Origin of the sequence: Zhongshania antarctica (assembly GCF_014202945.1) — a bacterium.
GTDB classification, from domain to species: Bacteria; Pseudomonadota; Gammaproteobacteria; order Pseudomonadales; family Spongiibacteraceae; genus Spongiibacter; species Spongiibacter antarcticus.
In genome coordinates, this window is record NZ_JACHHW010000004.1 from 136,027 (window position 1) to 156,030 (window position 20,004).

18 protein-coding genes and 1 tRNA gene are annotated in these 20,004 nt (G+C 51.3%); 15 read left to right on the forward strand and 4 right to left on the reverse strand.

Going from position 1 to position 20,004, the window contains the following annotated elements; genetic code table 11:
• Positions 1-41: 41 nt before the first annotated feature.
• Positions 42-353: a hypothetical protein gene (locus HNQ57_RS07775; protein WP_184462164.1), complete on the forward strand. Its 312-nt coding sequence runs from the start codon at positions 42-44 to the stop codon at positions 351-353.
• A gap of 284 nt (positions 354-637) precedes the next feature.
• On the opposite strand, the gene HNQ57_RS07780 is transcribed toward HNQ57_RS07775, so the two are convergent.
• Positions 638-722 (reverse strand) — tRNA-Leu (locus tag HNQ57_RS07780).
• 325 nt (positions 723-1,047) lie between these two features.
• Here HNQ57_RS07780 and queA point away from each other — a divergent pair.
• The 5 genes from queA to HNQ57_RS07805 all read left to right on the forward strand — a co-directional run bounded on the left by queA (position 1,048) and on the right by HNQ57_RS07805 (position 4,383).
• Positions 1,048-2,115, forward strand: a complete 1,068-nt coding sequence (gene queA, locus HNQ57_RS07785) for a tRNA preQ1(34) S-adenosylmethionine ribosyltransferase-isomerase QueA (RefSeq protein ID WP_184462430.1) — start codon at positions 1,048-1,050, stop codon at positions 2,113-2,115.
• Positions 2,116-2,126: 11 nt separating this feature from the next.
• Complete coding sequence (tgt, locus tag HNQ57_RS07790) at positions 2,127-3,284, forward strand: tRNA guanosine(34) transglycosylase Tgt (RefSeq protein ID WP_476726648.1); 1,158 nt, start codon at positions 2,127-2,129, stop codon at positions 3,282-3,284.
• Complete coding sequence (locus HNQ57_RS07795; RefSeq protein ID WP_221301624.1) at positions 3,265-3,588, forward strand: YqfO family protein; 324 nt, start codon at positions 3,265-3,267, stop codon at positions 3,586-3,588. Before tgt ends, HNQ57_RS07795 begins: the two co-directional genes overlap by 20 nt.
• 67 nt (positions 3,589-3,655) lie before the next feature.
• A complete protein-coding gene (locus HNQ57_RS07800) occupies positions 3,656-4,192 on the forward strand; it encodes a gamma carbonic anhydrase family protein (protein WP_184462168.1) in 537 nt (178 codons plus the stop codon).
• Positions 4,189-4,383, forward strand: a complete 195-nt coding sequence (locus tag HNQ57_RS07805; protein WP_008247455.1) for a DUF1289 domain-containing protein — start codon at positions 4,189-4,191, stop codon at positions 4,381-4,383. The genes HNQ57_RS07800 and HNQ57_RS07805 overlap by 4 nt, the downstream gene beginning before the upstream one ends.
• On the opposite strand, the gene HNQ57_RS07810 is transcribed toward HNQ57_RS07805, so the two are convergent.
• Both HNQ57_RS07810 and HNQ57_RS07815 read right to left on the reverse strand, forming a co-directional pair.
• Entirely contained in the window at positions 4,380-5,648 is a 1,269-nt protein-coding gene (locus HNQ57_RS07810) for an HlyC/CorC family transporter (protein WP_184462170.1), read from the reverse strand. The genes HNQ57_RS07805 and HNQ57_RS07810 overlap by 4 nt on opposite strands.
• An 84-nt stretch (positions 5,649-5,732) precedes the next feature.
• The gene (locus HNQ57_RS07815) at positions 5,733-6,518 is read right to left on the reverse strand and encodes a cytochrome C assembly family protein (RefSeq protein ID WP_184462178.1); all 786 of its coding nucleotides are present in this window, start codon (positions 6,516-6,518) and stop codon (positions 5,733-5,735) included.
• Positions 6,519-6,721: 203 nt separating this feature from the next.
• Between HNQ57_RS07815 and ffh the strand changes: the two genes are divergently transcribed.
• From ffh to HNQ57_RS07850, 7 genes are all read left to right on the forward strand, one after another.
• A complete protein-coding gene (gene ffh / locus HNQ57_RS07820; RefSeq protein WP_184462179.1) occupies positions 6,722-8,095 on the forward strand; it encodes a signal recognition particle protein in 1,374 nt (457 codons plus the stop codon).
• A 326-nt stretch (positions 8,096-8,421) separates the two neighbouring features.
• The gene (gene rpsP, locus HNQ57_RS07825; protein WP_184462180.1) at positions 8,422-8,670 is read left to right on the forward strand and encodes a 30S ribosomal protein S16; all 249 of its coding nucleotides are present in this window, start codon (positions 8,422-8,424) and stop codon (positions 8,668-8,670) included.
• Positions 8,671-9,216: a ribosome maturation factor RimM gene (gene rimM / locus HNQ57_RS07830; RefSeq protein ID WP_184462181.1), complete on the forward strand. Its 546-nt coding sequence runs from the start codon at positions 8,671-8,673 to the stop codon at positions 9,214-9,216.
• A gap of 54 nt (positions 9,217-9,270) precedes the next feature.
• Complete coding sequence (gene trmD / locus HNQ57_RS07835; RefSeq protein ID WP_184462182.1) at positions 9,271-10,011, forward strand: tRNA (guanosine(37)-N1)-methyltransferase TrmD; 741 nt, start codon at positions 9,271-9,273, stop codon at positions 10,009-10,011.
• 48 nt (positions 10,012-10,059) lie between these two features.
• Positions 10,060-10,422 carry a 50S ribosomal protein L19 gene (gene rplS, locus HNQ57_RS07840; RefSeq protein ID WP_008247482.1) on the forward strand — a complete coding sequence of 121 codons (363 nt, stop codon included), beginning with the start codon at positions 10,060-10,062 and terminating at the stop codon, positions 10,420-10,422.
• Positions 10,423-10,538: 116 nt separating this feature from the next.
• Positions 10,539-11,432 (forward strand): site-specific tyrosine recombinase XerD, encoded by an 894-nt coding sequence (gene xerD, locus HNQ57_RS07845; RefSeq protein ID WP_226968316.1) that lies wholly within the window; start codon positions 10,539-10,541, stop codon positions 11,430-11,432.
• 90 nt (positions 11,433-11,522) lie between these two features.
• A complete protein-coding gene (locus HNQ57_RS07850) occupies positions 11,523-12,293 on the forward strand; it encodes a DsbC family protein (protein WP_184462184.1) in 771 nt (256 codons plus the stop codon).
• An 81-nt stretch (positions 12,294-12,374) separates the two neighbouring features.
• Here the strand turns inward: HNQ57_RS07850 and mltF are convergent, their stop codons facing one another.
• The gene (gene mltF / locus HNQ57_RS07855) at positions 12,375-13,826 is read right to left on the reverse strand and encodes a membrane-bound lytic murein transglycosylase MltF (protein ID WP_184462185.1); all 1,452 of its coding nucleotides are present in this window, start codon (positions 13,824-13,826) and stop codon (positions 12,375-12,377) included.
• 141 nt (positions 13,827-13,967) lie between these two features.
• Here mltF and purL point away from each other — a divergent pair, with 141 nt between their 5' ends.
• Positions 13,968-17,855, forward strand: a complete 3,888-nt coding sequence (purL, locus tag HNQ57_RS07860; RefSeq protein ID WP_184462186.1) for a phosphoribosylformylglycinamidine synthase — start codon at positions 13,968-13,970, stop codon at positions 17,853-17,855.
• Between the two features lie 266 nt (positions 17,856-18,121).
• Positions 18,122-19,996, forward strand: coding sequence for a protein translocase subunit SecD (gene secD, locus HNQ57_RS07865; protein ID WP_184462187.1), 1,875 nt, complete (start codon positions 18,122-18,124; stop codon positions 19,994-19,996).
• Positions 19,997-20,004 lie beyond the last annotated feature (8 nt).

A 20,004-nucleotide genomic window follows, 5' to 3' on the forward strand; every position in this document is an offset into this window, starting at 1 on the left:
CTCAGAAGGGACGGGGTGTTCAATGACTTAAGGTTATAACAGTGGGTCACCTTTCCGTACAACTGGTGGGGCAATTTGGGATGCAAATCTACAGGGATCACGGTAACCTGTCCGATCTCGAAGCTGCTGCGGCTGAAGTTGACGCGGTTCTTTATTGGGCCTATGCAGAAATTACCTTCGAGCATCATAGGGAGGGGCTTGTCAGTGATGCGGCTTGGGAAGAGTTTAGAGTTGAGATTCCTTTGTTCTACAGTATGCCCGCTTTGAGAGCCGTATATGAGGCGTGGTATCTACAGGCTCCCAGCGAGTTTACTCTAGCGATAGACGAAATCGTGGATACGCTTGATAAATGAGCACGTCATATAACTAGTCAAGGCATCCGGACGTTAAAACCGCTGCGCGTGCTTGAAGAGTTAAGGCTTTAGATAAAACTACCGGCTTCCATCCGATTGGGAATTTTTGACTGTCTGCTTTTTACCAAAAGTAGCCTTCGGGCGTAAGTGACATTCACTGGTGTGTGTTTTAGGTAGGCTTGAGCGTTGTGCGCAGGTTTTAATACAAGGCTGCTGTTTCGGGCTTATTTCAGCGTGCTGGAAACAAAAAAGCCCCGCTCACTGAGCAGGGCTTTTTAAATTAGTGGTACCGATGGGCGGACTCGAACCGCCACGCTGTTAGGCACCTGATTTTGAATCAGGCGTGTCTACCAATTCCACCACACCGGCACTGCAAGAACATACTACAAACTATGACAACCTATGACAAGCATAAAATGGGTTGTGGGAAAGTTTAATCCCTTATCAATCAATAGCTTACATGGTTTAATTGGTACACGCTACCGCTTTTGAATCTAGCGTGTCTACCAATTTCACCACACTGGCATGTGATTGGGGCGCGATTATAGCAAGCTTTTCTCTGGGGTCAATCGACCATGACAGTTTTCTTAATATATCTGCAATTTAAGCGCTAAAACTCGGGAATTGCTTGCCTCAGTGGAGTCTTTTGACAAATTCCGCTAATCTTGCGCCCTTCCAAATGAAAGCAGACATTATGCGGCGCAGCGACTTTAATTTTGAGCTTCCCGAAAGCCTCATCGCCTATTATCCAATGCCAGAGCGCGATGCCAGTCGTTTATTGGTATTGAATGCCCAGCAAGAATGCGAACATCGTCAGTTTAAGGCGCTGCCGGATTATTTGCGGGCGGGTGATTTACTGGTCTTTAATAATACGCGGGTAATTCCTGCCAGGCTATTTGCCACCAAAGAAAGCGGTGGCCGAATTGAAATATTGGTTGAGCGGATTGTCGACGAATATCGTGTGTTGGCGCATGTGCGCTCGAGTAAATCGCCCAAGGCTGGTGCGACGCTCTTGCTCGCTGCAAATAATACCGATGCCCCCGGCTCAGAGTCTGTTGCCGTCCTTGGTCGCCACGATGCGCTATTTGAACTTAAGTTTGCTGAACCGGTGTTGACGGTTTTGTCTCGTTTAGGGCATATGCCGCTGCCGCCCTATATAGAGCGTGAGGATGCTGCAGAGGATCGCGAGCGTTATCAAACGGTTTATGCGAGTCGTGATGGCGCGGTGGCCGCGCCAACGGCAGGCCTGCACTTTACGGAAAACTTAATTCAACAGTGCGTGGCGAAAGGCGTCGAGCTTGCCTTTGTGACCTTGCACGTGGGCGCGGGTACGTTTCAGCCGGTGCGCGCCGATGATATTCGTGACCACCAGATGCACGCGGAATATATCGAAGTGCCCGAGGAAGTTGTCGAGCAGGTGGGTGCCACCCGTGCTCGTGGTGGCCGCGTAGTGGCGGTGGGTACAACGAGCGTTCGCAGCCTGGAGTCCGCTTCGCAATCTGGCGAGATTGCGGCCTTTGCCGGTGATAGTCGGATTTTTATTTACCCAGGCTACCAATTTCGCAGTGTCGATATGATGGTGACGAATTTTCATTTGCCGGAATCGACCTTGATCATGCTCGTCAGTGCCTTTGCAGGCCAAGCGGCTGTACTAAATGCCTATCGCGAAGCGGTGGCCGAGCAGTACCGATTTTTTAGCTATGGTGATGCCATGTTGGTGTTTCCTGCTACTAATACCGAGATAACAGGAAATACTGTATGAGCGACTGTCGCATGAAATTTGCGCTAAAAACCACTGATGGTATGGCGCGGCGAGGATGTTTGGATTTTCCTCGGGGCAAAGTCGAAACCCCCGCATTTATGCCGGTGGGTACCTACGGCACGGTAAAGGGTATGTTGCCGCGGGATATTCATGAAATTGGCGCAGACATTATTCTGGGTAATACATTTCACCTCAGTCTGCGGCCGGGCACAGAAGTGGTAAAAGCCCACGGCAGCTTGCATGACTTTATTGGTTGGAGTGGGCCAATATTGACGGATTCGGGCGGCTTTCAGGTTTGGAGCTTGGGTAAACTGCGTAAAATCACTGAAGCGGGGGTGTCGTTTAAATCGCCGGTGGATGGCAGCAGTGTTTACCTTGATCCCGAGACCTCAATGCAAATTCAGCGGGATCTGGGCTCCGATATTGTGATGATCTTTGATGAATGTACGCCATACCCTGCAACAGAGGCCGAGGCGCGCACATCTATGGAGTTGTCGCTGCGCTGGGGGGCGCGTAGTAAAGCGGCGCATGCCGGCAATGATGCGGCCTTGTTCGGTATCATCCAAGGCGGTATGTATCCTGAGCTGCGCCGGGAGTCTCTCGCGGGGCTGGCCGAGGTTGGCTTTGACGGCTATGCCATTGGCGGCCTGTCTGTGGGGGAGCCCAAGGACGAGATGTTAAAGGTGCTCGATTCCCTCGCAGATCATTTGCCCACCGACAAACCCCGCTACTTAATGGGCGTGGGTAAGCCCTCGGATATTCTAGAAGCCGTAATGCGCGGCGTAGACATGTTTGACTGCGTGATGCCTACCCGCAATGCCCGTAACGGCCATTTGTTCACCTCTACTGGGGTGATTAAAATCCGTAATGCAGCGCATAAAACCAGCACCGCGCCGCTGGATGCGAATTGTGATTGCTATACCTGTCAGAATTTTAGCCGTGCCTATTTGCACCATTTAGATAAGTGCAAAGAGATACTCGGCGCGCAATTGAATACCATCCACAATTTGCGCTACTACCAAAATCACATGGCGGCGATTCGTTTGGCGATAGAGGAAGGGCGTCTCGCGCAATTTGCCGCAGAGTATTATGCCAGCCAAGAAGTGCGATTGGATCAGGCAGAGCAATCTGCCCAGCGGAGTGAAGAAAATGACGAGTCAGATACTTAAGCTCGTATTTTTTGTGCCAGCTAGTCATGTTGAGGTGGTCAAGGCGGCCGTATTTGCGGCGGGAGCTGGGCGCCAGGGAAATTATGAACACTGCTGTTGGCAGGTGTTGGGGCAAGGGCAGTTCCGGCCGATGGCCGGAAGCTCGCCGTTTTTGGGTGAGCTTGGGAATCTAGAGTCGGTCGCCGAGTATCGGGTTGAATTGCTTTGTCCGGCCAACTGCGCCAGCGCGGTGAAGGCGGCGCTCGTCGCTGCGCACCCATTTGAAGAGCCCGCTTATGAATTTTTACCGCTAGTGCAAATATAGCCATGGTTTTATGGCATTCTTAGTAATGTCGGAAGGCAGTGTTGTTGGCGCAAATTGAGGAATTCTTATGTTGTATGAACTGGGTGATCGACGCGTCACCCTTGAGGGCGGCGAGCATTTTATTGCCGATAACGCGACGGTTATAGGTTCGGTCACGGTGGGTGATCGGGCGAGTATTTGGTTTAACGTGGTTATTCGCGGTGATGTAGACGATATCGTGATTGGTGCGCGCAGCAATATTCAAGACGCATCCGTGCTGCATACCGATGCGGGTATCCCTATGCATATCGGTGAGGATGTCACTGTGGGGCATAAGGTGATGCTGCACGGCTGCACCATTGGCGCAGGTAGTTTGATCGGTATTAATTCAGTGGTGCTCAACGGTGCCAAGATTGGTCGGGGCTGTTTAATCGGCGCCAACTCACTGGTAACTGAAGGTATGGAGATTCCTGATGGTGCTCTGGTAATGGGTGCTCCAGCAAAAATTAAGCGCATGCTTAGCCCTGAAGAACAGGCGGCACTGCTGATGTCTGCGGCGCATTACGTGGAAAATGGTCAGCGCTTTATTGCTGAGCTTCGTCCCCAGGTGATGCCAGAGAAATGAGCGTAGAGATAAAAGAGAAGCCGGTGGCGTCGCCGTGTGTGTCGGTCTGCGCCTTGGATGAGTACGATATCTGCACAGGCTGCTATCGCAGCCTGAATGAGATTAGTGATTGGTCTGCGTTAAGCAATATGGCGAAGCGCGAGGTGATTTTTCTTGCTAATCAGCGCTGCCGCAGCAAATATGACCTTTAATGGCGTGTTTTGGGCTTAATATACGCGCGGACTGACTGAATAAGATTGCCTTTCATTTCGATAATTTCAAAGCGGTAGCGGCCTATTGATACGCCGACTGAGGCTTCTGGAAATGACTCCAGTTTTTCGAGTAAAAGGCCATTGAGGGTCTTGGGGCCGTCGGTGGGCAATTCCCATTTCATAATCTTGTTAATGTCGCGAACGGTGGTGGTGCCATCAACTAAATAGCTGCCGTCGGCCTGATGAATTATGTCTTCAGTATCGGTGCTTAAATTAGAGGTAAACTCGCCAACAATCTCTTCCAGCAAGTCTTCAAGGGTGACTATGCCCTGCATCACGCCATATTCATCGACCACAATACCTAGCCGGCGCTTTTGTTTCTGGAAGTTAAATAGCTGGGTGTTGAGCGGTGTGCCTTCAGGAATAAAATAGGGGTCGCGTATGGCCTGCAGGAGTGCGTCGCGCTGCACGCGGCCCTGTTCATCGACGCTATTGATAATGTCGCGCTGATGGAGAATGCCAACAATATTGTCGATGTCGTTTTGGTAAACGGGAATGCGGGTGAACTCGGCGTCGCGCAATTTGCGGATGATGGTGTCGGTGTTGGCGTCGATATCAATGCCGAACACTTCATTGCGCGGAATCATAATATCGTCGACGGTGATCTGCTCAAGATCGAGGATATTCATCAGCATCCCCTTGTGGTGTTTGGGGATCAAGTGCCCGGCTTCACCGACGATGGTGCGCAATTCCTCTAAGCCAATATGTTCTGAACCGTCGTTTTTCTCGATGCGCGTTAGCCGCAAGACAAAATGGGTAACGTGGCTAACCATCCAAATGACCGGAAATAGCAGCGATTTTAGCGGTAGCAAGACATGGCTGACCGTGTAGGCAACGGCTTCTGATTTATAGGCGGCAATGGTTTTGGGGATAATTTCAGCAAATATTAAAAATACCAGGGTCAGCAATATTGATGCTGGCACCACCGCGTTGTCGCCATACATGCGAATGGCAAGAATGGTGGCGATCGACGCAGCTAAATTATTAACCAGATTATTGCCGATCAAGATCGTGCTAATAAGGCTATCGGGTTCTTCCAGTAGTTTGGATGCGCGCTTTGCGCCGCGATGGCCTGATTTGGCACGATGCCGCAGGCGATATCTGTTGAGGGACATCATTCCGGTTTCGGAGCCGGAAAAAAATCCGGACAGAATGATAAGTGCAGCTAATATGCCAAAGAGAAGACCCAGCGGTGCCTCGTTCAAAAAGCCCAGAACCCCTTAATATGAAATGAGTGCCAATCTTGAAGAAAAATGTGGGGCACGACAAGCGTAATCTCGGCTTCGGTATTAATGAATAATTAATGATAGGGCAATTTTGGTGCCAAGGTAGCCCAGTAATAAACAGGCAAAGGCCCACAGCGTCCAGCGTATGGCGATATTGCCTCGCCAGCCTAAGGCCGCTCGGCCGCATAATAAAATTGCTAGCAGCACCCAAGATAATACTGAAAACACGGTTTTGTGGAGCAGGTGCTGAGCGAGAATGTCGTCTACATAGACGGCGCCAGTCGTAATCGCCAAACTCAGCAGAACGAATCCAGCCCAGATTAACTCAAAAAGCATCGCCTCCATGGTTTGAAGTGGCGGCAAAATACTCGGCAGGCCCTTGAGTTGGTGGTCGCGCAGCATGCGGTTTTGCAAAGCGAGAACAATGGCCTGCACCGCGGCAATCGTGAGCATGCTGTAGGCGAGTATAGAAAGCAGGATATGGCTTAACACGCCGGGGCTTTGGTGTTGTAAAAACTGCTGTTTACCTGGAATGAGGAGTTCGGCAGCCAAACTAATGGCAGCGAGCGGATATAGGGCAATTAATAAATTGTGCAGTGGGCGGCGCAAACTGGCGCTGAGCGTGATGACACAGATTAGCCACGTAATAAGGGATAAAACCTGAATAACGCCGAGGTCCATGCCCGCAGAGGTGGAAATAGCAGTGAAGGCCGCGAGCGCGTGACAGGCGGTGGCCAGTAAGCCGGGCGCTAGGCTGCGGTAGCTTATGGGGGTGTTAATTAAGCGGTATTGGATGCCCGCGGCAACAAGATAGAGCGTGATTGCTGCGATGCTGCTGTATAGATTCATAGGTTCAGTATGGCCAATATGTCGTTGATGTGTGTACTGAGCGTTGGGTCTGTCTTGAGACTCGGTTATACTGCTGCGCTATCGTGTAAGCCGGAAGTACACAAGTGGGTAAGATTGTAAGCGGGTTCGCGCAATAATGTCGACTTGAACCACGTTTTCCCTGAAACCTTCTGCAGAATCAAAGATATTAAGAGAGTTTACGCATGTTTGAGAGCTTAACGGAACGTCTATCGCAGACCCTGCGCCATGTTACTGGTCAGGCGCGTTTGACCGAAGACAATATTAGCGATGCTATGCGCGATGTACGCATGGCCTTGCTTGAGGCCGATGTCGCGCTGCCAGTAGTAAAAGACTTTGTTGACGCGGTGCGCGGTCGCGCGGTTGGGCAGGAGGTGAGTAAAAGTCTTAGCCCTGGTCAGATGTTCATTAAAATCGTCCAGCAGGAGCTGGAGCAAATTATGGGGCTTAAAAATGAAGCCCTGAATTTGGCGACCCAGCCGCCAGCCGTCATCTTGATGGCGGGCTTGCAGGGTGCAGGTAAAACCACCTCGGTTGCCAAGCTCGCTAAATTCTTGCAAGAAAAGCACAAGAAAAAAGTGCTTGTGGTTAGTGCGGACATCTACCGGCCTGCGGCAATCAAGCAGCTTGAAACCCTCGCGGCGGATGTGGGCGCGGGATTCTTCCCCAGTAATCTCGAGCAAAAGCCAGTCGATATTGCTAAAGCGGCTATAGCCGAAGCGAAGCTGCGTTTTTATGATGTGCTGATTGTTGATACCGCGGGTCGCCTTCATATCGATACCGATATGATGACTGAAATTAAAGACCTGCATGCGGCGATTAACCCAGTTGAGACCTTGTTCGTGGTAGATGCCATGACCGGTCAGGATGCGGCCAATACCGCTAAGGCCTTTGGCGAGGCGTTGCCTCTGACGGGTGTGATTCTAACCAAGGCCGATGCCGATAGCCGTGGTGGTGCAGCCTTGTCAGTGCGTCATATTACCGGTAAGCCGATTAAGTTTATGGGTGTTGGTGAAAAGACGGATGCACTTGATCCCTTTTATCCAGACCGTATCGCGTCGCGCATTCTCGGTATGGGCGATATGTTGTCGCTTATTGATGAGGCCGAGTCCAAACTTGATAAAGACAAAGCTGAAAAACTCGCCAAAAAGCTTAAAAAGGGTAAAAAATTCGATCTAGAGGATCTGCGTGATCAGCTTCAGCAGATGCAGAACATGGGTGGCATGAAGAGTTTGCTGGATAAACTGCCGGGCATGGGCAATATGGCGCAAATGGCCCAAAGCCAGATCGACAATAAAATGTTTACCCGCATGGAGGCGCTTATCAACTCCATGACACCGGCCGAGCGTCGCAATCCAGATTTGCTCAATGGCTCCCGTAAGCGCCGTATTACTATGGGTTCAGGTACTGAGATTCAGGATTTGAACCGTCTGCTCAAGCAGCACAAGCAGATGGCTAAAATGATGAAGAAGATGGGGCAAAAGGGCGGAATGACCAATATGATGCGTGGCATGGGTGGAATGATGCCGCCCGGTGGTGGTCGTTTTCCCGGTATGTGATGTCTTGGCTTAGTTGGACGCGTCTGAGGGCCGTTAATTCCCAGGTGGAGTTAGCGGTGTGCTACTGCTAGATTTAATCTTCTGATTAATGTTTAAGATGCTGATAATTAAGATTTTAATGTTTTAAGTGCGTGATTTTTTCTCGATATTTTCGCGATGATATTACCTGGGGCGGTGGCCGTGGAAGAAAAACCGCGCTAAGTGTTTCATATATCACTTAATTCCCTTATAATTCCGCGCCTTTATGGCTTCGGCCAGTAAATGCTTCGAATTTTTCGATAAGCAGGCGTTTTTTGCCTGCCCAAATGCTAGGAAATGGAACAAGAATGGTCATTATTCGTTTGGCACGTGGTGGTTCTAAAAAACGCCCATTTTATCATCTGACAGTTACTGACAGCCGCACTTCACGCGACGGCCGTTTTATTGAACGTGTTGGTTTCTTCAACCCAGTTGCTCGTGGCAATGAAGAGCGCCTACGTGTTGATAATGCACGCGTTGAGCATTGGGTGTCTAAAGGCGCGCAAGTGTCAGATCGCGTTGCAAAGTTGCTGAAAGACGCATCTGCTGCCGCTTAAATGTCAGCGCTTGCCCCGCAAGGCCGGGTGATAATCGCTAAGATTACAGCGGTTTATGGGGTGAAAGGGTGGGTGAAGATACATTCCTTCACTGACCCGCTAAGTAATTTTTTTGGCTACAGCGATGTTTACTTTTGCAAGTCTGGAAAGTGGCAGCGCGCCGAGTTTGACGAGTGTCGGCCTCACGGCAAAGGCATAGTCGGTCACTTGGTGGGCGTAGATGATCGCGATGCAGCAGCTGCATATTGTGGTTTAGAGCTTGCTGTAGCTGATGACGCCTTGCCGGTGCTGGAAGGTGATGAGTATTATTGGCATCAGTTGATTGGCCTGAAGGTCAATACACTGCTGCCTTCCGGTGACAGCTGTTTATTGGGTGAGGTGGATCACCTCCTTGAAACAGGTGCCAACGATGTGCTGGTAGTGCGAAAGTGCGCTGGCAGCATTGATGATAAGGAACGTTTGATTCCTTACGTGCCGGGGCAGTTTGTAAAGGATATCGATCTTGACGCCAAGATCATGTCAGTGGACTGGGATCCTGAGTTCTAGTTAGACAGGGCAAAGGTGCTAGGCCAACGAGGCTGGGCCATAGGGGACAGTGTCGTGGAAATATCGGTGGTTAGCCTGTTTCCCGAGATGTTTGCCGCAGTGCGTGATTACGGCGTTACGGGGCGAGCAGTTCAGAACAGATTGCTAAGTATAACGTGTTGTAATCCGAGGGATTACACCACGGATCGTCATCAGACTGTGGATGATCGGCCCTATGGGGGCGGCCCAGGTATGGTGATGAAGACCGAGCCGCTGCAGCGTGCAATCGCGGTTGCAAAGGCATCGGTAGCGCCCGGGGCGACAGTGATTTATCTGTCACCTCAGGGGCGGCCATTGACTCAAGCCGGATTGGCAGAGTTGGCGGCAAAGCCTTCGCTGGTGTTGTTGGCGGGGCGTTATGAAGGTGTGGATGAGCGCCTGATTGACAGCGAAGTCGACGAAGAATGGTCGATTGGCGATTATGTATTAAGTGGTGGTGAGTTAGCGGCCATGGTAATGATTGACGGATTAAGTCGTTTATTGCCGGGTGTGTTGGGTCATCATTTGTCGGCAGAGCAAGATTCTTTCGCCGATGGTTTGCTGGATTGTCCGCACTACACGCGGCCTGAGCACTACCGAGACATGGCGGTGCCAGACGTGCTGTTAAGTGGTAATCATGAAGCGATACGACGCTGGCGGCTGAAGCAGTCACTGGGTCGGACATGGTTGCGGCGCAGAGATTTACTTGAACAGGTAGAGCTGAGCGACGAACAAAATAAACTGCTGGCGGAATTTGTCCGCGAGCTTGACGATTAATTGACATCTAGCTGCGAAGCTACAAACCTTTGAATTTAGGAGCATGCCATGAGCACCAACAAAATTATTGCCGCACTGGAAGCAGAGCAGTCCACCAAAGAGCTGCCAGATTTCAGCCCCGGTGACACCGTTGTTGTCCAAGTGAAAGTTAAGGAAGGTGCACGTGAGCGTCTGCAGGCTTTCGAAGGTGTTGTCATTGGCATTCGTAGCCGTGCCCTGAACTCGGCTTTCACCGTACGTAAAATCTCCCACGGCGTTGGTGTAGAGCGTACTTTCCAGACTTACAGCCCGCTGATTGAAAGCATTCAAGTCAAGCGTCGCGGCGACGTTCGTCAAGCCAAACTGTACTACTTGCGTGAGCTGAGCGGTCGTGCGGCACGTATCAAAGAAAAGCTTGGCGCTAAAGCGTAAACTTTCTTTTGCGATTCAAAAAAGGCAGCCATTGGCTGCCTTTTTTGTTTTAGGATGAGCGAAAACTCCGAGTTTACTTTTGCAAAGCCGAGGTTGCTGGCGGTATGGACCCCAGAATGCAGGACACCCATATTATTGAGCTCTATGCAGACAGCTTGTGGCTAGAAAAGGGCTTGAGTGCAAATACAATTTCGGCCTACCGCCAGGACTTGCAGGCCTTTAGTGACTGGCTGGCTTCTCGCGGTCAGAGCTTGCTGTCTATAAGCAAGGCTGATGTCTTGAGTTACCTCGGGGCTCAGCGGGCTGGGAAGCTCTCGGCCCGCAGTGCAGCGCGGATGCTATCCTGCTTACGCGGTTTTTATCGGCTGCAGTGCCGAGAGCAGCGTATAGCGGCAGATCCAACGTTGGACATCGACTCGCCCAAGCTGGGACGGCCCTTGCCAAAATCGTTGAGCGAGCAAGATGTTGAAGCCTTGCTGGCGGCGCCAAATACCGATGATCCCCTAGAGTTGCGCGACAAAGCCATGCTGGAGCTACTTTATGCATCGGGCTTGCGCATTACTGAGCTGGTTGGTTTAAAGTTTGCTCAACTCAGCCTATCTCAGGGTTTAGTGAGGGTTGTCGGTAAGGGTAATAAAGAGCGTTTGGTCCCCATCGGCGAAGAGGCGAGTCTCTGGATACAGCGGTTTATGAGCGCGGGACGGCCGAGTTTACTGGCGGCTGGCACGGCGCCAGATGTTGTGTTTCCTAGCCGTCGCGGGCAGATGATGACGCGGCAGACTTTCTGGCATCGCGTTAAGTATCATGCTTTGAATGCAGGGCTGAGTAGTGAGATTTCTCCGCACACTTTGCGGCATGCTTTCGCAACACATTTGATAAATCATGGCGCTGACTTGCGGGTCGTGCAATTATTGCTGGGTCACAGTGATTTGAGTACGACACAGATTTATACTCATGTTGCGAGGGAGCGGATGAAGTCATTGCACAGCATGCATCATCCACGTGGTTAACGCTGCTTGGGGGTGACTGAACTTGTTGTCTCGAACGGTTTCTTAAAATACTGGTTTGGCAGTATTACGATTATTTTTTGGAGAAATTATTTGAATATTTTAAAGAAGCACATTGCCGGTCGGGCTTTGTGGGCGATTGTTTTAGCCGGGCTCATGCTGCCTGCGATGCAAGTCAATGCTGGCAGTGTAGTGGTAGACAAGGCGGCGGAAGCCGCCATCAAGGCTTCTTTTAAAGCCACTCGTCCTGATATTGTGATTAGTAAAGTTGTCGCCAGCGAAGAGTTGCCGGGTCTTTATTTGGTGACCATGCAAAACGGCCCGGTGGTTTATGCCAGTGCAAACGGTAAATATTTTATCGTCGGTGATATGTTTGAAATTAGCGCGGCGGGAATCGAGAGCGTTGCCGAAAAAAAGCTCGCGCCTCAGCGTAAAGAGTGGCTGAGCGAGGTTAAACGGGAAGATATGATTATCTTTAGCCCTAAGGGAGAGGCTAAGGGCGCGATTTACGTCTTTACCGATGTGGATTGCGGTTTCTGCCAGAAATTGCATCAGGAAGTTCCGCAGCTGAATGCAGCGGGAATTGAGGTTCGCTATCTGGCCTACCCCCGCGCAGGTTTAGGGACCCCAACCTATGACAAGATGGCATCGGCGTGGTGTGCTGATGACCGCAATGCCGCAATGGATGCTTTGAAAAGTGGCGGTTTTGTTACGCCAAAGAAATGTGATAACCCAATCGCAGCTCAGTATCAATTGGGTGCCGCTATGGGTGTGACAGGTACGCCTGCCATTGTGCTAGAGAATGGCAGCTTGATTCCTGGCTACAAGCCTGCAGCTCAGCTGATACCGATGGCACTTCGCTAGTTTTTACTGTTCTTGGGCAGCTTTCGCGCGCGAGAGCTGCTTTTTGCCGGACTACTCAGTTCAGGTATTTGCTTTGTCAGTCTACATGGCGTCGAAACCACGATTAAATTCTGCCGGTAAATAGTCTGCGGCTATGCGTGGTGGCGGCACGCGATAACGATTCAGTTCATCCCAGGTTAGCAGTGAATAATAATCGCGAATGTTGCGGACATAGCGAGCGGCTTCGTCACCGCGCGCATAGCCATAGCGCGTGGGTTTAAACCACTTTTTCTGTCGGAGTAAGGGTAGGTTTTCGCGCACGTCATTCCACAGATTGGGGTTGCCGCCTAATTGTTCGGTGATAACTCGTGCGTCTTCAACATGGCCAAGGCCAATATTGTAGGCGGCGAGGGCAAACCAGCTGCGATCTGGGCTCTCTATTGAGCTGGGCAGTCGACTAAGCATTTTTTTGTAATAGCGTGCACCGCCCCGCAGGCTTTGCATGGGGTCTCTGCGGTCTTCAATGTTCAGTTCTTCTGCGGTGGCGCGGGTGAGCATCATCATGCCCCTTACCCCGGTGGGCGATCTTGCATCAGCATCCCAGTGTGACTCCTGGTAGCTAATGGCGGCCAACAGGCGCCAGTCTAAATCAAACTCAATGGCGACTTGTTCGATCATACCCTTCACATTCGGGAGGCGTTCCTCTTTAAGTCGTAAAAAAGCGTGTGTGTTGATAAAAGTGCGGCGCTCATTGAAGGTAAAGTTGCGCTCAATTAAACGCGGCAATTTACCATTGCCAGTCATGATTTTAAAAAACTCAGCAATAGCCTTGGTCAGTCCCGCATTGCCCGGCGTCGCTTGCATAGCCCAAGCCAGTTTGCGGGGTTTGCCGGCGCTAAAACCGATACGGAAGCTGGGATAAAAGGCGCGATTGGCGTAAAACTCATTGGAATTGATAATGGTTGCGTCGATTTGGCCATCGGCGAGCTGTTCAAGGAGGTCAATAGTTTCAAAATCTCTGCTTTCAGCCCATGTTAGTTCAGGGTGAGTTTGTTTTAGCTCGTTCAATAAATTGACGTGGGCAGTATTTCCTAATACGCGGATTTGCTTGCCAATTAAGTCTTTTGCGCTCTTTATGGGGGCATTTACATCGCGGTTGTAGATAAAAAATTGCTTGACGCTTAAGTAGCTTGGGCCAAAAACAAGCGTGTCTTGGCGCTCGGCGGTAATGCTTAGGCCAGCTGCAGCGATATCGGCGTTGCCATTGGCGAGGCTATCAAACACCTCGTCGAAGCCAACCACCGGAATTATTTGTAGTTTTACCCCTAAATGCTCGGCAAAGGCATGGGCCAATTGATACTCAAAACCGGCTGGTGCGCCTTGGCTCTCATAATAAGTGGTGGCGCCATTGCGGGTTACTACCCGTAAAACGCCGTCTTCACGAATTTTTTGGAGCTTGTCGTTATTTTCACTGCAGTGCGTAAAAAGGCCAATAAAAAGCACTGGCAGCAGGGCGCGCAATAGAAATCGTCGTGTTTTGGGGCAATCTGGCAAGTGTGACGCTCCGAGAATCTGGGCCTCGATTGTATCGCTTAGCGATTGATCGCACCATAAAGAGTATTTGGGATAAAATTTCCCGCGTATTTCCTTTACAATGGCCGGCTTCAATCCATTCGATCAAGGTTGTCGCCCCGAATGCTCATTATTCCAGGTGCTCCGGCGCTTTCAGATTTTCGCATAGCTAAATTAGTGGCCAGTTTGACAGGTGATATTCCCAGCCTGCGCGGACTGAGCGCTCAATATATTCACTTGGTAGATACCGCGGTGGCGCTCGATAGTGAGCGCACAGCAGTATTAAGCCAACTCTTGCAATATGGGCCGCGCGCCGCATTTGCCGAGAGTGATGGCCTGAGCTTCTTTGTGGTACCGCGGCCTGGCACTATTTCGCCTTGGTCGAGTAAGGCCAGTGATATTGCCCGCAATTGCGGGCTTGATATGATCGCCCGTATTGAACGTGGGGTTTTGTATCGCGTTGATCTTGCCGCGCCTTTGGAAGAGGGCGAGCGCAGCGCCTTGTTGGCGGCGATTCACGACCGCATGGTCGAGACGGTTTTGACCAGCCCTGAGGGCGCCGAGGTTTTGTTTAGCCGCCAAACTCCCAAGCCGATGCAGGCGGTGGATGTGCTGGTCGGTGGCCGTGACGCCTTAGTTGCAGCCAATAGTGAGTTGGGTTTGGCATTAGCTGAGGACGAAATTGACTATTTGCTGGAAAGCTTCCAGCAATTGGGTCGTAATCCCAGTGATGTCGAATTAATGATGTTCGCGCAGGCGAACTCTGAGCACTGCCGTCACAAAATATTTAATGCCAGCTGGACAATCGATGGTGAGGCTCAGTCTCACTCCCTGTTTGGCATGATTAAAAACACCTACCAGTTAGGTGGCGAAGACGTGTTAAGCGCTTATTCCGATAATGCGGCCGTGGTTAAAGGGCATCGTGCAGGGCGTTTTTACCCTGAGCCGGGTACGGCCGAGTACACTTACCACGAAGAAGATATTCATCTTCTTATGAAGGTCGAAACCCATAATCACCCCACAGCGATTTCACCCTTTTCAGGTGCGGGTACCGGTTCTGGTGGCGAAATTCGCGATGAGGGCGCGGTGGGGCGCGGCTCCAAGCCCAAGGTTGGGCTTTCTGGCTTTAGCGTCTCCAATTTGCGGGTGCCCGGTTATGAACAGCCCTGGGAAGCCGACTACGGTAAACCGGGTCGCATTGTGTCTGCATTAGATATTATGTTGGAAGGCCCAATTGGTGGCGCCGCTTTTAATAATGAATTTGGCCGACCTAATCTTTGTGGTTACTTCCGCAGCTTTGAAGAAAATGCCTTTGGCGCCAATGGCGAAGAGCGGCGTGGTTATCACAAGCCCATTATGATTGCTGGCGGCTACGGCAATGTAAAAGCCGAACATGTGCTTAAGACTGAATTTCCCGCCGGTTATAAATTAATCGCCTTGGGTGGCCCGGCAATGTTGATCGGCTTGGGCGGGGGCGCGGCTTCATCTATGAGCAGTGGCGCATCCACTGAAGACCTCGATTTCGCTTCGGTACAGCGCCAAAACCCAGAAATGGAGCGCCGTTGCCAAGAGGTGATTGATCGCTGCTGGGCTATGGGTGAAAACAACCCCATTGCCTTTATCCACGATGTTGGCGCCGGCGGCTTGTCTAACGCCTTTCCTGAGCTGGTGAAAGACGGCGGCTGTGGCGGTGATTTTGATCTGCGCAAAGTGCCTAATGACGAGCCGGGTATGTCGCCACTGGAAATCTGGTGTAACGAATCCCAAGAACGTTATGTTATGGCGATTGCGCCGAAAGACTTAGCGGTGTTCGAAGAAATTTGCGCGCGGGAGCGGGCGGCCTACGCTGTTGTAGGCGAGTCGACTAGTGATAAGCGTCTGCGCCTTGGCGATACCCACTTTGACAATAATCCCGTCGATCTGCCGATGTCGATTTTGTTTGGCAAGCCACCTAAGATGAATCGTGAGTTTAACCGTCAAAAATTAAGCTTGCCGAGCTTTGAGCCCGCGGCTATTAAAGTGGATGAAGCCTTAGAACGCTTGCTTGCGCTGCCAACCATCGCGAGCAAAAGCTTTTTAATTACCATTGGTGACCGATCTATTACGGGGCAAGTGCACCGTGACCAGATGGTTGGCCCATGGCAGGTACCAGTGGCCGATTGCGCGGTAACGACCGTGAGCTATGATTCCTACGCCGGTGAAGCGATGGCCATGGGTGAGCGCACGCCGTTAGCCTTGATTAATGGCCCGGCCTCGGGTCGGATGGCGGTGGCCGAAGCCATTACCAATATCTCAGCAACACGCATTGAAAAGCTCTCAGATATAAAACTGTCGGCTAACTGGATGTGCGCCGCGGGTTACGGCGGCGAAGACGAAGTCTTGTTTGATACCGTGAAAGCCGTCGGCATGGAGTTTTGCCCGGCGCTAGGTATTACTATCCCTGTTGGCAAAGACTCGATGTCAATGCGCACCACTTGGCGTGACGATGAAGCAGATAAAGCCATCACCGCACCGATGTCCTTAATTATCACCGCATTTAGTCCGGTAAGTGATGTGCGTAAGACGGTTACCCCGCAATTGCGTACTGATTTGGGCGATACCGCCTTGCTGCTGATTGATCTCGGTGCAGGTAAGCAACGCCTCGGCGGTTCTTGCTTGGCGCAGGTTTATCAGCAGATTGGTGATACCGCGCCGGACATTGATGACCCCAAATTACTGCCGGGCTTCTTTAATGCCGTTCAGCAATTGCTAGAAGACGAGAAAATAATTGCCTACCACGACCGCTCTGACGGCGGCACCGCAATAACATTGCTGGAAATGGCCTTTGCGGGCCATTGCGGTTTAGATATAGATCTTGGCTCCGGTGGTACGGTTCATGGTGCCCTGTTTGCGGAAGAGGCCGGTGCGGTACTCCAAGTTAAGGCGAGTGATCTTAGCGGTGTAATGGCGGTATTTGCGGAGCATGATTTAAGTGATCTTGTTCAAAATATCGGTAGCGCGACGGCGGGTAATGATGTGCAGATGCGTTTTGCCGGTAGCACCGTGTTGCGGGGCCAGCGCCTAGATTTTCACCGCAAGTGGCAGGAATTGAGCTACCGCATGCAGGCGCTGCGGGATAATTCTGAGTGCGCGCAGCAAGAGTTCGACGGCTTGGTTGAGGCCGATCCCGGCTTGAGCAGCAAACTCAGTTTTGATGCCCAGCTGGATGTTGCCGCGCCTTACATTAAAACGGGTGTGCGGCCTCGGGTCGCGATACTGCGCGAACAGGGCGTTAACGGCCAAATGGAAATGGCTGCAGCCTTTGATCGCGCTGGTTTTAGCGCGGTTGACGTGCATATGAGCGACATCCTCAGTGGCCGCGTGAGTCTGGCTGACTTTAAGGGGCTGGCTGCGTGTGGTGGCTTCTCTTACGGCGACGTACTTGGCGCCGGTGAGGGCTGGGCAAAAACCATTTTGTTCAATGCCAGAGCAAGAGATGAGTTTGCCGCGTATTTTCAGCGGGGAGATACGTTCTCTCTCGGTGTTTGCAATGGTTGCCAGATGATGTCGAATTTACATTCGCTGATTCCTGGCGCGGAATTTTGGCCGCGTTTTGTGCGCAACCGCTCAGAACAGTTCGAGGCGCGGGTAGCCCAGCTTGAAATTCCAGAATCACCCTCCATATTACTTGCTGGCATGGCAGGTTCTCACTTGCCGGTGGCAATTGCGCATGGAGAAGGGCGTGCGGAGTTTGCAGATGCGAGTCAGCTCGGTAATTTGCAGCGGTCTGGTAAAGTGGCGCTACAATTTATTGATAATCATTTGGCGGTGACCGAACAGTATCCGGCCAATCCGAATGGTTCCCCGGCAGGTATTGCTGGCGCCAGTAGCGCCGATGGTCGGGTAACCATCATGATGCCTCACCCCGAACGGGTTTTCCGCACCGTGCAGAACTCTTGGATCGCGGATAACTCGGTAGAGGACAGCGGCTGGATGCGCTTATTCCGCAATGCTAGGGTTTGGGTGGGATAAGTTTAATATTAAGAGGCCGGTTTTTTACCGGCCTCTTAATATATATGTAGAGACCTTCACACATACGCCGAGATTTTGTTCTCTGGCAAGGAAAAAGCGCACGGAAAGAGGGAGTTTATAAGTATAAATGACCGATTGAGTACGATTTTGACGTAGCCAGAGGGCAAAATAGTTAGCGTGTGAAGGTCTCGTAGTGTGGGTGTTAGGGGTGTCTCGCCCAGTGTTAAACGGACACCGTCGCAACAGGCGGTTTTGGTGGAAATAGAATGTTAAATAAATATCCGCTCTGGAAAAACCTGCTGATTTTGGCGGTTCTGGGCTTAGGTTTACTGTACGCGGTTCCCAATTTGTACCGGCCAGACCCGGCTTTGCAGATTTCTGGGGAGAGCAGTGGTGTCATCATTGACCAAGCCCAGATGGAACGCTTGTCAGCGGCATTGGAAGCCAGTGGTATTAAGCACTTTGGCGAAAAGGCCAATGAGACTGGTAAAAGTGGCTTGATTCGTTTGTACGATGCCGACGTGCAGCTCCGCGCTCAGCGGGTAGTGCAGCGCAGTTTAGGTGACGGCTTTATTGTGGCCTTGAATTTGGCGTCGAACACGCCGCAATGGCTCAGTAATCTTGGTGCGCAAGCGATGAAGCTTGGTCTCGACCTGAGTGGAGGGGTGCACTTCTTACTTGAAGTCGATACCGATTCAGCCATTGCGACTCGCCTTGAACACTATAATTCCGGAATTAAAAAGAAACTGCGTGAAGACGGTGTGCGTGGTTTAGTAAGTTTGGGCGACGAGGGTGTTATCACCGGTAAGTTTACGTCGGCGGAATTGCGCGACTCAGCATTGAGTATCATCAAGAAAGAGTTTACTGAGTTAACCGCACAGCGCGTGGATTCAACGGTTGGAGACAGCGCTTTTTATCTCAGCGCCTTAATCAGTGAAGCCAAACGCAAAGAGATTGAAGATTACGCTGTTGGTCAAAACTTAACGACTTTGCGCAACCGCGTGAACGAGCTGGGTGTGTCTGAGCCCTTGGTGCAGCGCCAAGGCCGCAATCGGATTGTGGTTGAGTTGCCCGGTATTCAAGATACTGCCGAAGCTAAGCGGATCTTGGGTAAAACCGCGAACCTCGACTTTAGATTAGAGGCTCGTTATGACGCGCCTACTTCTGATCGTGAGCAATTTGAATTTCGCAACCCAGGTCAAGGCGAGCCGAGTGCTTGGTTAGAGCGCGACGTGGTGATAACTGGCGAGCGGGTCGCTAATGCCCAGGCCAGTTTTGACCAAAACGGCATGCCCCAGGTCAGTATTACGCTCGATAGTGAGGGCGGTACGCTGATGCACCGCATGACTCGACACAATATCAATCGCCGTTTAGGGGTGTTGTTTATTGAGCGGAAAAGTCGCACTTATTATGAAGTGGATGCGCAAGGCAAAGAGCAGATTGTCAAAGTGCCGTATGACGAGAAAAAAATTATCAGTTTGGCCACTATTAAAGATGCGCTTGGTGTTCAGTTCCGGATTACCGGTTTAGACGCGCCAGGGGAAGCAGCTGAGCTGTCATTGTTACTGCGGGCTGGTGCACTTGCCGCGCCAATCGACTTTGTTGAAGAGCGCACGGTCGGGCCGTCGCTGGGCGCTGAAAATATTGCTCAGGGTTTCAATGCAGTAAAAATCGGACTTGGTTTGGTTGCGGTGTTTATGGTGGTGTACTACCGCGTGTTTGGCGTCATCGCCGTTGCCGCGCTGGGTTTTAATATTGTTTTGCTCACTGCCTGTATGTCGATGCTAGGTGCCACGCTCACACTACCGGGTATTGCGGGTATCGTTTTGACCGTGGGTATGGCGGTCGACGCCAATGTGCTGATTTTCTCGCGAATACGAGAAGAGCTAAAAGCGGGCTTATCGGTACAGCACGCAATTGAGGCGGGTTACGGTCGCGCCTTTGTCACCATTATGGACTCAAATATTACGACCTTGCTGGTGGCAGTAATTCTGTATGCAGTAGGAACGGGGCCGGTACGCGGCTTTGCGGTCACCTTATCGCTGGGGATAATCACCTCAATGTTTACTGCGATTATGGGTACACGGGCAATTGTGAATATGCTTTACGGCGGTCGTCGCGTCACTAAGCTGGCGATCTAGGGGAAACA